This window comes from Mycobacterium colombiense (genome assembly GCF_003284975.1).
GTDB classification, from domain to species: Bacteria; Actinomycetota; Actinomycetes; order Mycobacteriales; family Mycobacteriaceae; genus Mycobacterium; species Mycobacterium europaeum_A.
In genome coordinates this window covers 34,447-48,139 of the sequence record NZ_QMEU01000021.1, presented here as the reverse complement: position 1 = coordinate 48,139, position 13,693 = coordinate 34,447, and the positions used below count along the sequence as shown (strand labels likewise).

The following is a 13,693-nucleotide window of genomic DNA, read 5'->3' as shown; positions in this document are numbered from 1 at the left end:
GCCATCGCGACGGAGCGGGAGGTAGCGGTGGCGGCACGAGAGACCAGTCCTGAACGGCTGCGCGGGTTCTCCGACGGTGTGTTCGCCGTGCTCATCACCATACTGGTGTTGGAGCTCAGACCACCCAGCGCCCAGGGCTTCCGCGCCCTGCTTCCGCTGTGGCCCACCGGGCTGAGCTATGTGGTCAGCTATCTGTTCATCGCGATCGTCTGGGTCAACCATCACCACCTGTTCAACTACGCCCAGGTCGCAACCTCGCGGCTAGTCTGGTCGAACTTCGCGCATCTGTTCTCGGTGTCGCTGATCCCGTTCACCACGGAGTGGATCGCCGACAGCAGGCTGGCCCCGGCGCCGGTATCGCTGTACGCGGCGGTCTTCGTCCTGGTCAACATCACCTACCTGGCGCTGTGCTGGGAGGCGGTGGATCGGCCCTCCCACCAAGATGTTTCAGCACGGATGCGCCGCATGCTGCAAATGCGGTCGTTCATCACCCTCGGGGTTTTCGTGACGGCCGCGCTGGTCGCCTTGTGGTGGCCGGTCGCGGCGATGTCGTTGATCGTGTTGTGCCTCGTGGGGTATCTGCGACCGGACATCCCCCAACGAAAGAATGTTGAGCACTAGCCATGGCAACACCGTCCGTCCTGGTCTTCGACGTCAACGAGACGTTGCTCGATATCGAGTCGATCGCACCGCTTTTCGGTGAGCTGTTCGGCGATGACGGCGTGCTGCGGGAGTGGTTCGCGCAGTTGATCATGTACTCGATGGCCATCACGCTGGCGGGCGACTACGTGGCGTTTCCCGTGCTCGCCCAGGGGGTGCTGCGGATGCTGGGCGACATCCGCCGGGTGGACGTCACCGACGACGATTTGGACCGCCTGAAGGCGGGACTGCTCACCATGCCGGCGCACCCCGATGCCGCCGAGGGACTAGCGGTGCTGCGTGACAACGGTTTTCGGCTGGCCACGCTGACCAATTCCCCGCCTAATCCCGACGGCCCGACGGCACTGCAGAATTCAGGGCTGGCGGGCTATTTCGAACACCAGCTGAGCGTCGATGCTCGCAGCGTCTTCAAGCCCTCGTCCGCCGTGTACCTCTACGCGTGCCAGACGATCGGCGTGGCTCCCGCCGACTGCATGATGGTTGCCGCCCACGTGTGGGACACCATCGGTGCGCAAAGTGTCGGGTTCGGTGGGGCTTTGATCACCCGGCGCGGCAACGCACCGCTGGCGGTGGACGGCGTGCCGCAGCCGAACATCGTTGTCAGTGATCTGCGCGAGCTCGCCGAACATCTGATCAAGATCCGATGAGAACACGTCGCGCGCCGTCGGCGTCGTGGCCACCAAGCGAAGGGATCGTCGACCATGGCAGCAGTTGGCGGAGGAGACTTCGACGTTGTGGTGCTCGGCGCCGGGCCGATCGGCCAGAACGCCGCCGAACGCGCCCGCGCCGCGGGACTGCGTGTTGCTCTGGTCGAGCGAGAACTCGTCGGCGGCGAATGCTCGTATTGGGCATGCGTGCCCAGTAAAGCTTTGCTGCGCCCGGTGATTGCGCTTTCCGACACCCGCAGAATCGACGGCGCACGGGAGGCGGTCACCGGGCCGCTCAACGCCGACGGCGTATTTCGCCGACGCAACCGCTACGTCACCGACTGGGACGACAGCAGCCAGGCCGACTGGGTGAGCGGGATCGGCGCGACCCTGATACGCGGGCACGGGCGACTCGACGGTGCGCGCCGCGTCGTCGTCACCGACGGCAACGGCGAGCGGCTGGCGCTGACCGCACGGCATGCGGTGGTCATCTGCACCGGGAGCCGCTCAGCATTGCCCGACTTGCCAGGCCTTGCCGCGGCGCGGCCGTGGACCAATCGACGGGCCACCGACAGCAGCACGGTCCCGGAGCGCCTGGCAGTCGTCGGCGCCGGCGGCGTGGGCGTCGAAATGGCCACGGCGTGGCAGGGATTGGGCTCCCAGGTGACCCTGTTGGTGCGAGGTTCGGGACTGCTGCCGCGGATGGAGCCTTTCGTGGGCGAGCTGATCGGGCGCGGCCTCACCGAGGGGGGTGTCGACGTGCGGACGGGGGTATCGGTTCGCGCGCTGCGCCGACCGGACGAATCTCACGTGGTCCTCGACTTGGACGATGGCACCGGGTTGGAAGTCAACGAGGTGCTATTCGCCACCGGCCGCGCCCCGCTGACCGACGACATCGGTTTGGAGACAGTGGGACTGAGGCCGGGCAGCTGGCTCGAGGTGGACGACACCTGCCTGGTCCGCGGAACCGTCGAGGAGGGCTGGCTTTACGCGGCCGGCGACGTCAATCACCGGGCCCTGCTTACTCACCAGGGCAAGTATCAGGGCCGCATTGCCGGCGCGGCCATCGGCGCCCGCGCGGCGGGAAAGCCATTGGACACCAAACCGTGGGGTGCACACGTGACGACCGCCGACCACCATGCGGTGCCGCAGGCCTTCTTCACCGATCCCGAAGCCGCCGCCGTCGGACTGACGGCTGGGCAAGCCGAACAGGCCGGGCACCGGGTCCGCACGGTGGACGTCGAAATCGGTGACGTGGTGATGGGGGCCAAGCTGTACGCGGACGGCTACACGGGCCGCGCGCGGATGGTGGTCGATGCGGACCGCGGCCATCTGCTCGGCGTGACCATGGTCGGCCCGGGCGTGACCGAGCTCCTGCACTCGGCCACTATCGCCGTTGCCGGCCAAGTGCCGATCGACCGGTTGTGGCATGCGGTGCCGTGCTTCCCGACCATCAGCGAGCTATGGCTCAGACTGCTCGAAGCGTATCGGGACGCCACGGACGATAATTGATCGATGGTCACCGCAGACGGATTCCATCCAGACTTCGACGACACGGCGACGCCGGTCGCACGCAACCGGGTACGCCACATCAAGGCGTCCGAAATCAGCTCCGACACCGCACAATCCGAGGGGCTGCGGCGCTTCGCCGCTCTGTCCGGCCGGTCTGTCGGCGCGGAGAAGATCTGGATGGGTGAGACGCACGCGTCGCCGCGATCGGCCTCGGACAACCACCACCACGGTGAATCCGAAACCGCCATCTATGTGCGAAGTGGCAACCCGGAGTTCGTCTTTCACGACGGCACCGGAGAGGTCCGCATCGCCACCGCGCCCGGCGATTACGTCTTCATCCCGCCGTATCTGCCCCACCGGGAGGAAAACCCCGACCCCGACAACACCGCCGAGGTGGTGATCGCGCGCAGCACCCAAGAAGCGATCGTGATCAACCTTCCCGCGCTGTATCCGCTGGCCGACTCCTAGTAGACGGCGATCTCGATCAGGTTTCCGTCGACGTCACGGCAGTAGTGCGAGGTCATCTCGCCCAGGGCCCCTACTTTGGTCACCGGTCCGGCGATCACCTCCACCCCACACGCGGCAAGATGGGCGCGCACGTCATCGGGACTGGCACGCGTGACAAAGCACAGGTCCTCGGAACCGGCCGCCTCGACGGACCCCGTGAACCAGTCGGCGTCGTCGGCCAACGCCCCGACCGGTCGCAGGTTGATCTTCTGCTCCCCGAAGCGCAGCGCCGTTCTGCGCGCGGGTCCGAACGTCTCACGCCGCATGCCCAGCACCCGCTCGTACCATGCGGCGGTGGCTTCGACGTCGCGACAATTCAAGACGATGTGGTCGAACCTCTCCACGGCGAACGGCACGTCTAATCCTCCCGAGTCGTGCGAAGCTGGGCCGTCACCGCGGCCGCCAAATCATCGGCGGCCTGCTCATCGAGCGGCTGGTGAGCGAAAGCCATTCGGTACCAGAGTAATCCGAAAACCTGGTCGACCACGATTTCGGGCCGGTCCATCGGTGAGATCTCACCGCGGGTTTCGGCCCGGTTCAATATCCGCGCCAACTCATCGCGACGCGCCGCGGTGAAGGCCGCCAGCCGCTCCATCGTCGCAACGTCGCCCAGCGCCTCACGTAGCGCGCCCATCAGCAGCGTGCGATGCACGGCCGCGGCGGAAAAGGTGGAGCTGAGAAACGCGCGCAGATCGCCGTCCAGGCGCCCGGTGTGGGGTATCGGTGCGGCTTGCTGCGCCCGGTGCACCATCGCATCGAGCAGCACCGCGCTTTTCGACGGCCACCAGCGGTAGATCGTCTGTTTGCCTACGCCTGCCCGCTCGGCGATGGCGGACACAGTGATCTGAACGTCTCCGCCCCCGGCGGCCAACAAGTCCGCGGCCGCATCCAGGATTGCCCGCTCCGCCGCTTCATTGCGTCGGCTGCCCGTATGCGCCCGCCGGTTCACCGTCACAGCTGCAGGCTAGCGCTCCTATTGACGAGACCGCCAGTCTCGACAATGCTGAGTGTCATGAGCATGAACGGACCCCTCCCCGACCGCAAACGCCGCTGGGTCAGCCGCTTTCATCGGTACGTAGCCAACCCAGTCACCCGGCGTCTGCCCACCCAGGTACTGCTGGAGACAACTGGCCGCGTCAGCGGACGGCCACGGCGCACCCCGGTGGGAGGACGGCTCGAAAAAGGAGCGTTCTGGCTGGTATCCGACCACGGCGACTCGTCGGATTACGTCCGAAACATCAAGGCCGACAACCGGATTCGCATCCGAATTCGCGGCCGCTGGCGATCGGGAACGGCCGTCCTGCTACCCGAGGATGACGCGGTCGCCCGATTGGCGGTCCTGCCGCGGTTCAACAGCTCGCTGGTGCGCGCTTTGGGCACCGATCTGCTGACGGTGCGGATCGATCTCGACCGGCCGTAGCGACCGGATCAGTACCGCGCCTTTACCACGCCGAGACGAGACGTTTTAATACATCCCGTGCCCCCCGACGCGCTGGATCTCGACGCCGCCGACCTCCGGATATCGCGCGGCAGCGTGCCGGCCAGCACCCAGCTCGCCGAAGCCCTCAAGGCGGCGATCGTCAAACAGCGCCTGCCCCGCGGCGCGCGACTGCCCACCGAGCGAGAGCTCATCGACCGCACCCGCGTGAGCCGGGTGACCGTGCGCGCGGCCGTCGGGCTGCTCGAACGCCAAGGATGGCTAGTGCGAAAGCAGGGCCTGGGCACCTTCGTGGCCAACCCGGTCAAACAAGAACTCGGACCCGGCGTGCGCACCATCACCGAGGTTCTGGCCGGCTCCGGGATCACACCGAACGTCGACGTCTTGTCGCACCGCGTCGAAGATGCGCCGCAGCGAATCGCCGAAACTCTCGGCCTGTCCAAAGTCCTCTGTGTGCACAGGCGGTTCCGGGACGGCGAGCAACCCCTCGCCCTGATGATCGCCTATCTGCCACCCGGATTGGGCAAGGCCGTCGAGCCCTTGCTGAAGAGCGCGACCGACGCGCAGACCACGCAGGCGATGGAAAGCACCTACACCATGTGGGAGCGGCGACTCGAGATTCCGATCGCGCGGGCCAACTATGAGATTCACGCGGCCGGCGCATCGTTGGAGGTGGCCGGCGCCCTAAACCTGCCGCTGGGTTCACCCGTGCTGGTCCTCGAACGCACCAGCTACGGCCATGACGGCAAGCCGCTCGAGGTGGTGGAATTCCACTATCGCCCCGAGCGATACAGGTTTTCGGTCACGTTGCCGCGCACGGTCCCGGGTCCCGGCGCCGGCATCGTGGAACGGCGCGACGAGGCGTAGCGGGCCACTCAGCGAATTCTCAACGAATTCTTCGGTTCCGCATCGCTTGGCTCCAAGCATTTGCATAGCCGTCGGCCGCAACATCTATTCATGACGAATGAGCAGCTGTGCGCGAACCTGGTCGAACGTTACCTGCGCACCCGCGGGCGGCGCTATTTTCGTGGCCACCACGACGGCGAATACTTCTTCGTCACCAGCGCTCCGCGGCGCCTGCACATTCACTTCGAGGTCTCGCCCGCGCATGACGACGTGCTGATCATCCGGGTCAGCCCGGGGTGTTACTTCCCGGCGGCCGACCGCCCCTGGCTGACGTACTTCGCCGACAGGTGGAACCGTCTTGACCGCCACGTCACCGCGATCGTGCACGGCTCGTCGGATCCACAGCGCATTGGCGTGGTGGCACGCAAGTCGCAATGGGTCCGAAACGACGTCTCGTTCAACGATTTCGCGTCGTTCGTCGACCGGACCATCACGGACGCCACCGAGCTCTTCGAGGAACTGAGTCCGTCCGTCGAATTGCCTTTTACGGAACGGTCACTGCTGCGCGACGCCGGCTGAAGATCCGCCGAGCTAGTCGGCCGACGGGCCATCCGCGCGCGGCTCACCCAGCTTGGCGCGTATCGCGCCCCACGGGTCTGCGTAGCGTCCGGGCGCATCCCGGTAGGCCGCACGGCTCTTGAGGAACCGCCGCGCCAGGGGTGAGATCAGCCGCATCGGGTAACGCCGCCACCCCGCCGTGGCTCGCATCTCGGTGAGCATGTCCGGCCACGAGTGGTGCTGGAATCCCAGAACCTGCTGGGCGCGAACGGTGTCCATCCAATCGGTGACGAACCAGTCGTCGTCGCTGTCCGGATCACCCGGCCGGCCGCCGGGCAAGACGTCGACCAGACCACGTGCGGCCGCCAGCGCCTTGCCGATCTCACCCTGCCGAAGGCGGTGCGACTCGTCACCGGCGATCAGCAGCGTCTCACCGGCGACGTCGGCGGTGACCGCCGCCGCGAACGCGCGCGCGACGTCGCGCACGTCGACGGTGTGGATGCGACCATCGATCGGCAGGGCGCTTTCGAAGTACAACGCGTCGACGCTGAACGGCATCGCGTCCGGTTCCACGCTCATCACCCCGCCGAGGCGCAAGATGACCCACTCGAGATCCGCGGATCGAATGTGGCGTTCGGCTTCGGCCTTGTGGGCGCCGTAGAGGTCGGCCGGGTTCATCGGCGAATCCGGGCGCAACAGCTCGGCGTGGCGGTGGGGGTTGCGCGCGCCGTAGACGGCGTTGCTGGACGCCTGGATGAACCGCACCGGGTGCGGCCGCGATTGCGCCGCGCGCAGCAACGAGACGGTCGCGTCGACGTTGACGCGGCGGCCCAGCGCGGGCTGGCGATAAATTCCCGGCGGAATCACCGCGGCCAGGTGAACGATGGCCGTGGGCGACGTGTCGGCGAGCAGGCGATCAACCTGAGTTGGGTCGGTCAGATCCGCCCAGTGCGCCTCGGCGCCCACCGGCAGCGAGTTCGCAGCCTTGCGCTGGGCGGCGGTACCGAGGTCGGCCGCGGCGACCGAATGCCCGTCGGCAATCAGTCGCCGCACCGTCTGGGACCCGACGAGGCCGAAACCCCCAGTAACCAGAACCTTTTCGGACATGCTCCCCCACTGCCCGCTTGCCTGCCAGCAAACGGATATGACATTCTCCTAAATGGAGAGTAGCATATGCCAGCCAGGGGTCCAGGTTTGAGACCGGCGTCACACCGGCAACAAATAGCAAAGAGCGCAGAACGGACAGCGGGGAGCCATGACGGGCAACGGTGTGGACGCGGCGGACAACCACGAAACCGCCAAATGGGATCCGGCGCTCACCGAACAGGTGGCAAAGGTGCTCGGACCGGCCATCAAACGGTATTACCGGGCCGAGGTGCGACACATCGACAACGTCCCGTCCTCGGGCGGGGCTTTGGTGGTCTCCAACCACTCGGGCGGCATGCTGACCCCGGACGTGCTGATCTTCTCCCCCGCCTTCTACCAACACTTCGGCTACGACCGGCCGGTCTACACCCTCGGCCACTACGGGCTGTTCATCGGCCCCTTGGATGGCTGGCTGCGCCGGCTCGGGGTCATCGAGGCCAGCCGCGAAAACGCCGCGACCGCGTTGCACTCGGGCGCGGTGGTGCTGGTGTTCCCCGGCGGCGACTACGACTCCTACCGGCCGACCTTCAGTGCGAACACGATCGACTTCAACGGCCGCACCGGTTACGTGCGCACCGCCATCGAAGCCGGGGTGCCGATCGTGCCGGCCGTATCCATCGGCGCCCAGGAGACCCAGCTGTTCCTGACCCGGGGCAACTGGCTGGCCCGCAAGCTGGGTCTAAGCAAAGCGCGAGTGGACATCCTGCCGATCAGCGTCGGGTTCCCGTTCGGTTTCAGCGTCATCTTCCCGCCCAACGTGCCCCTGCCGGCAAAGATCGTCACCGAGATTCTCGAGCCGATCGACATCACCGCCCAATTCGGCAAGGATCCCGACGTCGACGAGGTCGACGCCCACGTACGCGCCGTCATGGAAGCCGCGCTCCAGCGGCTCGCCGGTGAGCGCCGGTTCCCGATCCTGGGCTGACGACGCCCGGGGCCGCTGGAGGTGACCTGTGAAGCGACTCAACGGCATGGACGCGATGCTGCTCTACAGCGAGACGCCCAACCTGCACACGCACACCCTCAAGGTGGCCGTCATCGACCCGACCGACGCCGACGGCGAATTCGGGTTCGAGGCCTTCCGCCGCCACGTGCGTCGCCGGCTCCATCTGCTGGAACCGTTGCGCTACAAGCTCGTTGACATCCCGTGGCATCTGCATCACCCGATGTGGCAGGAGAATTGCGAGGTCGACCTCGACTATCACCTGCGGCGGGTGCAGGTGCCCGCCCCGGGTGGGCGGCGCGAGCTCGATCAGGTGATCGGTGAGGTGGCGTCCACCCCCCTGGACCGCAGTCGTCCGCTGTGGGAGTTTCATTTCGCCGAGGGGCTCGCCGGTGGGCGATTCGCCCTGATCGGAAAGGTTCACCACGCGCTGGCCGACGGAGTCGCCTCGGTCAACCTCCTGGCCCGCGCGATGGACCTGCGCGACGGGCACACCGACGAGCGCGACAACGACGAAGCCGGCGTCCCGATGTCCAATGCCGACCTGGTGCGCGCGGCGGCGCGCGACCACGTCCGCCAGATCGGCGAACTGCCCGGGCTGCTCAGGGACGCGGCGGTCGGGATGATGCGGGTGCGCCGCCGGTCCCGCGAGCGCGGCGATCACCCCGACCTGGCCGACGCGTTCGACGCCCCGCCGACCTTCCTCAACCACGTCGTCTCGCCGCGACGCTGGTTCGCCAGTGCCTCGTTGTCACTGCCCGAGGTCAAGGCGACGGCAAAAGCGTTGGGCATCACGGTGAACGACGTGGTGCTGGCGATGGCCACCGGCGGGTTGCGAACGCTGCTGCTGGCCTATGACGGCGCGGCCGATCGCCCGATCATCGCCTCGGTGCCGACGGCCACCGACAAGTCGGACCGGATCACCGGCAACGAGATCAGCGGGCTGATGATCTCGCTGCCGGTCCACGTCGCCGACCCGGTGGAACGGGCCCGATTGGTCGCCCTGGCCACCAAGATCGCCAAGGAGGACCACGAAGTCCTGGGCCCGGAGCTGTACGGGAAGATGATGGCCTACCTGCCCACCGCGTTGGCCCCCGCCGCGTTTCGATGGCTGGGCCTGCGCGACGCGCCCAACAAGCTGATGAACGTCGCGGTGTCCAGCGTGGTGGGCCCGCGCGAACGGGGCCACTTCGGTGGCGCGGCCGTCAGCGAGATCTACTCCACCGGCGTGCTGTCTCCCGGCGCCCCGGTCAACATCACCGTGTGGAGTTACGTGGACCGGCTCGGCCTTGCGGTACTCACCGACGACCAAACTTTCCACGACCCGCACGAGGCCACCGACGCCATCGGTGCGTCCTTTGCCGAATTACGCGACGCCGCAGGCGTTTCCGCTCAGCCGGCGAGCACGCCGTCGAGCACGGAATAGAACAGGCCCAGGCCGTCATCCGACGGCCCGGTCAGCGCTTCGATGGCGTGCTCGGGATGCGGCATCAGACCCACCACGCGGCCGTTGGCGGAGCTCACCCCGGCGATGTCGTGCAGCGAGCCGTTGGCGTTTTCGTGGTAACGGAACACCACCCGCCCCTCACCCTCGAGCTCCTCGATCACCTCGGCGGGCGCCACGTAGCGTCCCTCGCCGGATTTCAGCGGGACCAGCAGGTCGGCGTCGGGCTCGAAGCGCGACGTCCACGCCGTCGAGGTCGAGGCCACCCGCAGCCACACGTCGCGACAGATGAAGTGCAGACCCACGTTGCGCGTCAGCGCTCCGGGCAACAGGCCCGCCTCGCAGAGCACCTGAAAACCGTTGCAAATGCCCAACACCGGCAGGCCGCGCCGTGCGCCCTCCACCACCTCGGTCATCACCGGGGCGAACCTGGCGATCGCACCGGCGCGCAGATAGTCGCCATAGGAGAAGCCGCCGGGCACCACCACGGCATCGACGCTCTTGAGATCGGCGTCGGCGTGCCAGAGGCTGACCGGCTCCGCCCCGACGCGGCGCGCGGCCCGGGCGGCGTCGACGTCGTCGAGCGTGCCGGGAAAGGTGATGATGCCGATGCGTGCCGTCACTGTGTCTCCCGGCTGATGGTCCAGTCTTCGATCACGGTGTTCGCCAGCAGTGATTCCGCAATCTCGGCGAGCGCCGAATCATCGACGCTGTCGTCGACTTCGAGCTCAAATCGTTTGCCCTGCCGCACTTCCGAGATTCCCGGATGTCCGAGGCGACCGAGCGCACCGACAATCGCCTGACCCTGCGGGTCGAGAATCTCCGCTTTGGGCATCACGCTTACGATCACCCGGGCCACCGGCGGTCCTCCTGAGAAGTTGGCGTTTCGGCGCCAACTCTACCGGCGAAAGCGCAGCTCGGGGTTACGGGCACGAGGCAATGTAGGCCTCGCACAGCGGTGCGCTCATCGCGCCCAGCACCGCATCGTCGCCCATGGCCGGCCAGGACACTTGCGGGGGCGCCGTTGACCAGAGCGTGACCTCGCTGATCGTGCTGCTGGCCGGGTGCGCGAACAGATAGGTGTGCATCACCACCGGGCCGCTGATCACGGCGGCCATCCGGGTCATTTCGTCGCTGGTCAGCGACGGTGACTCCTGCGGCGCGCGCTGCTGGCAGGCCCGCAGCGCGGCGACGGCATTGCTGAACGCCGTGGCCACGGTCGCGCCACCGCGGGCGGTGTCCCCACGCCAGTGCAGGATCTGGGCCTGCAGCTGCCACTGCCCGTCGGGATGCTGGACCGTCGCGCGAGCCGCGACGGCCGAGTCGCGGGGGTCCTGCGGTATCGCCGTCGCCGCGCACAGCTCCTCGAACCGGAAACGTGGCCCCGGCGCCGAACCGGTCGTCTGCACCGCCTGGCCGGGCAGCGCGGGCCAGTGATACACCGTGTCCAGCGGCACGGCGCGCTGATCAATCCACGCGCTGTTCGGGATCCGATCGCACAGCCCCGGGCACGTCTCGGGTTCGGCGTGCGCAGGAATGACGACCACCAGAGCAACCGCGAAACTGCCGGCGACCAGCATCGTGGCCAGGATCACGCGCATCGGCAGCTTGTCCATCAAGGCACAATCGTAGATATGCAACTGACGCATTTCGGCCATTCGTGCCTACTTGCCGAGTTCGACCACACCCGCCTGCTCTTCGACCCCGGTACCTTCGCGCACGGCTTCGAGGGAATCACCGGCTTGACCGCCATCTTGATCACCCATCAGCATCCCGACCACGTCGACGCCAAACGGCTGCCGGCGTTGCTCGAGGGTAACCCGGACGCGGCGCTGTACGCGGACCCTCAGACCACCGCGCAACTGGGCGCGCCCTGCCGGGAGGTTCATGTCGGCGACGAGCTGCGCATCGGTGAGCTGACCATCCGCGCCGTCGGCGGAAAGCACGCGGTCATCCACCCGGAAATCCCTGTGATAGAAAACATTTCGTTCTTGGTGGGTGACGCCGACCATCGTGCCCGGTTGATGCATCCCGGTGACGCGCTGTTCGTGCCCGACGAGCCGGTGGACGTCTTGGCCACGCCTGCGGCCGCGCCGTGGATGAAGGTGTCCGAGGCGGTCGATTACCTGCGCGCGGTGGCCCCGCAGCGCGCCGTCCCGATTCACCAGGGGATCATCGCTCCGGACGCGCGGGGCATCTACTACGGCCGGCTCACCGAGATGACCAGCACCGACTTCCAGGTGCTCCCCGAAGAAGACGCCGTCACGTTCTAGCGGCCGGTGGTGCCCCGCCCCGCTAGGTGATGTCGTCGGCGGCGCCGCGGCCGGCCGCGCGGCCGGAGAAGATGCAGCCGCCCAGGAAGGTGCCCTCCAGCGCGCGGTAGCCGTGCACGCCGCCTCCGCCGAATCCGGCCACCTCGCCGGCGGCGTACAGCCCGGTCAGGGGCGTGCCGTCGGCCTTCAGCACCCGCGAGGCCAGGTCGGTTTCGATGCCGCCCAACGTCTTTCTGGTCAGGATGTGCAGCTTGACCGCGATCATCGGCCCCGCCTTGGGATCGGTCAGGCGGTGCGGGGCCACCACCCGTCCCAGCCGATCACCCAGATAGGTTCGGGCGGCGCGGATCGCCGTGATCTGCCCGTCCTTGCTGAACTTGTTGGCGACCTCCCGGTCCCGCGCCGTAACCTCGGCCTCCACCGTGGCGTAGTCCAGCGGCCGCACATCGGGCAGCTTGTTCATCGCGGACACCAAGTCGCGCAATGAGTTCGCGCTGACGAAGTCCACGCCCCGGTCGACAAACGCCTGGACCGGTCCGGGCGGCCCGGAACTGGCCCGGTTGCGCAGCAGCTCCTTTATGCTCTGCCCGGTCAGATCGGGATTCTGCTCCTGGCCGGAGAGCGCGAACTCCTTCTCAATGATCTTGGCGTTCAACACAAACCAGGTGTAGTCGAACCCCGATTTGGTGATGTACTCCAAGGTGCCCAGCGTGTCGAAGCCGGGATACAGCGGCACCGGCAACCGGTTGCCGTTCGCATCGAGCCACAGCGACGACGGGCCGGGGATGATGCGGATGCCGTGCAGCGGCCAGATCGGGTCGTAGTTGGTGATGCCCTCGACGTAGTGCCACATGCGATCGGGGTTGATCACCCGCGCGCCGGCCCGCTGCGCAATGCCGATCATCCGGCCGTCGACATGGGCCGGCACCCCGCTCAGCAGTTGCTCGGGGACGCGGCCCATGCGTTTGGGCCAATTCTTGCGTACCAGTTCGTGATTGGCGCCGATGCCGCCACTGGTGACGATCACCGCGTCGGCACGGAATTCGAACTGTCCTAACGCTTTTCGCGACGACGCGACGCCCCTCGGCGTGGCGGAGGGCTCCAGCACGGTGCCCCGCACGCCCGTCACGGCCTCGCCCTCGACGATCAACTCGTCGACCTGATGGCGGTGCGCGAACCGCACCGACGAACGGTCGCGTAACTGACGGGCGAAGATCTCCACCAACGCGGGCCCGGTGCCCCAGGTGATGTGGAAGCGGGGAACCGAATTGCCGTGCCCCTGTGCGCCATACCCGCCGCGCTCCGCCCAGCCCACCAACGGGAAAAGCTTGAGCCCCCGCGAACGCAACCAACTGCGCTTCTCCCCCGCGGCGAAATCGACGTAGGCGTGCGCCCATTGGCGTGGCCAATAATCCTCGGGCCGGTCGAACGCCGCCGTGCCCAGCCAGTCCTGCAGCGCCAATTCATGGCTGTCGCGAATTCCCAACCGGCGCTGCTCGGGGCTGTCGACGAAGAACAGCCCACCGAAAGACCAGAACGCCTGCCCACCGAGGTTGGCGCTGTTCTCCTGGTCCACGATGAGCACCCGCAAACCGCGATCCACCAATTCGCAAGCCGCTACCAGGCCGGCCAGTCCCGGCCCCGACGACGATGGCATCAGCGTCGAACCCCGCAACCGAAGAATCGCTCATGTCGGACCAGGGTAGTGCCCCGACGAGC

General features: G+C 67.2%; 16 protein-coding genes and 1 pseudogene. 10 read left to right on the top strand and 7 right to left on the bottom strand.

Going from position 1 to position 13,693, the window contains the following annotated elements; genetic code table 11:
- Positions 1-27: 27 nt before the first annotated feature.
- Genes DQP58_RS10160 through DQP58_RS10145 form a run of 4 tightly spaced genes read left to right on the top strand, consistent with a single transcriptional unit; the run spans position 28 to position 3,287 of the window.
- A complete protein-coding gene (locus tag DQP58_RS10160; RefSeq protein ID WP_240629717.1) occupies positions 28-621 on the top strand; it encodes a TMEM175 family protein in 594 nt (197 codons plus the stop codon).
- 2 nt (positions 622-623) lie between these two features.
- Entirely contained in the window at positions 624-1,307 is a 684-nt protein-coding gene (locus DQP58_RS10155) for a haloacid dehalogenase type II (RefSeq protein ID WP_112708271.1), read from the top strand.
- Between the two features lie 54 nt (positions 1,308-1,361).
- Positions 1,362-2,819 carry a dihydrolipoyl dehydrogenase family protein gene (locus DQP58_RS10150; protein WP_112708270.1) on the top strand — a complete coding sequence of 486 codons (1,458 nt, stop codon included), beginning with the start codon at positions 1,362-1,364 and terminating at the stop codon, positions 2,817-2,819.
- A gap of 3 nt (positions 2,820-2,822) precedes the next feature.
- Positions 2,823-3,287, top strand: a complete 465-nt coding sequence (locus DQP58_RS10145) for a cupin domain-containing protein (protein ID WP_112708269.1) — start codon at positions 2,823-2,825, stop codon at positions 3,285-3,287.
- Here DQP58_RS10145 and DQP58_RS10140 read toward each other — a convergent pair.
- The gene (locus tag DQP58_RS10140; RefSeq protein ID WP_112708268.1) at positions 3,284-3,682 is read right to left on the bottom strand and encodes a VOC family protein; all 399 of its coding nucleotides are present in this window, start codon (positions 3,680-3,682) and stop codon (positions 3,284-3,286) included. The genes DQP58_RS10145 and DQP58_RS10140 overlap by 4 nt on opposite strands.
- A 2-nt stretch (positions 3,683-3,684) precedes the next feature.
- Positions 3,685-4,281: a TetR/AcrR family transcriptional regulator gene (locus DQP58_RS10135; protein ID WP_205869390.1), complete on the bottom strand. Its 597-nt coding sequence runs from the start codon at positions 4,279-4,281 to the stop codon at positions 3,685-3,687.
- A 63-nt stretch (positions 4,282-4,344) separates the two neighbouring features.
- Between DQP58_RS10135 and DQP58_RS10130 the strand changes: the two genes are divergently transcribed.
- From DQP58_RS10130 to DQP58_RS10120, 3 genes are all read left to right on the top strand, one after another.
- Positions 4,345-4,746, top strand: coding sequence for a nitroreductase/quinone reductase family protein (locus DQP58_RS10130; RefSeq protein ID WP_240629713.1), 402 nt, complete (start codon positions 4,345-4,347; stop codon positions 4,744-4,746).
- Between the two features lie 57 nt (positions 4,747-4,803).
- The gene (locus DQP58_RS10125) at positions 4,804-5,631 is read left to right on the top strand and encodes a GntR family transcriptional regulator (RefSeq protein ID WP_112708267.1); all 828 of its coding nucleotides are present in this window, start codon (positions 4,804-4,806) and stop codon (positions 5,629-5,631) included.
- A 90-nt stretch (positions 5,632-5,721) separates the two neighbouring features.
- Entirely contained in the window at positions 5,722-6,189 is a 468-nt protein-coding gene (locus tag DQP58_RS10120) for a YbjN domain-containing protein (RefSeq protein ID WP_112708266.1), read from the top strand.
- A 12-nt stretch (positions 6,190-6,201) separates the two neighbouring features.
- Here the strand turns inward: DQP58_RS10120 and DQP58_RS10115 are convergent, their stop codons facing one another.
- On the bottom strand, positions 6,202-7,275 hold the full coding sequence (locus DQP58_RS10115) for an NAD-dependent epimerase/dehydratase family protein (RefSeq protein WP_112708265.1): 1,074 nt from the start codon (positions 7,273-7,275) through the stop codon (positions 6,202-6,204).
- 148 nt (positions 7,276-7,423) lie between these two features.
- On the opposite strand from DQP58_RS10115, the gene DQP58_RS10110 reads away from it, so the two are divergent.
- Positions 7,424-8,239 carry a lysophospholipid acyltransferase family protein gene (locus tag DQP58_RS10110; protein ID WP_112708264.1) on the top strand — a complete coding sequence of 272 codons (816 nt, stop codon included), beginning with the start codon at positions 7,424-7,426 and terminating at the stop codon, positions 8,237-8,239.
- A 28-nt stretch (positions 8,240-8,267) separates the two neighbouring features.
- Positions 8,268-9,683, top strand: coding sequence for a WS/DGAT/MGAT family O-acyltransferase (locus DQP58_RS10105; protein WP_205869389.1), 1,416 nt, complete (start codon positions 8,268-8,270; stop codon positions 9,681-9,683).
- On the opposite strand, the gene purQ is transcribed toward DQP58_RS10105, so the two are convergent.
- The 3 genes from purQ to DQP58_RS10090 form a co-directional block, all read right to left on the bottom strand.
- A complete protein-coding gene (purQ, locus tag DQP58_RS10100; protein ID WP_112708263.1) occupies positions 9,650-10,324 on the bottom strand; it encodes a phosphoribosylformylglycinamidine synthase subunit PurQ in 675 nt (224 codons plus the stop codon). The two genes, DQP58_RS10105 and purQ, sit on opposite strands and share 34 nt — an antisense overlap.
- Entirely contained in the window at positions 10,321-10,560 is a 240-nt protein-coding gene (purS, locus tag DQP58_RS10095; protein ID WP_044487430.1) for a phosphoribosylformylglycinamidine synthase subunit PurS, read from the bottom strand. Before purS ends, purQ begins: the two co-directional genes overlap by 4 nt.
- Positions 10,561-10,624: 64 nt before the next feature.
- Complete coding sequence (locus DQP58_RS10090; protein WP_205869388.1) at positions 10,625-11,359, bottom strand: ATPase; 735 nt, start codon at positions 11,357-11,359, stop codon at positions 10,625-10,627.
- Here DQP58_RS10090 and DQP58_RS10085 point away from each other — a divergent pair.
- Entirely contained in the window at positions 11,336-11,974 is a 639-nt protein-coding gene (locus DQP58_RS10085) for an MBL fold metallo-hydrolase (protein WP_112708261.1), read from the top strand. The two genes, DQP58_RS10090 and DQP58_RS10085, sit on opposite strands and share 24 nt — an antisense overlap.
- Before the next feature lie 22 nt (positions 11,975-11,996).
- On the opposite strand, the pseudogene DQP58_RS10080 reads toward DQP58_RS10085, so the two are convergent.
- Positions 11,997-13,665, bottom strand: a pseudogene (locus DQP58_RS10080) (FAD-binding dehydrogenase).
- Positions 13,666-13,693: the final 28 nt, after the last annotated feature.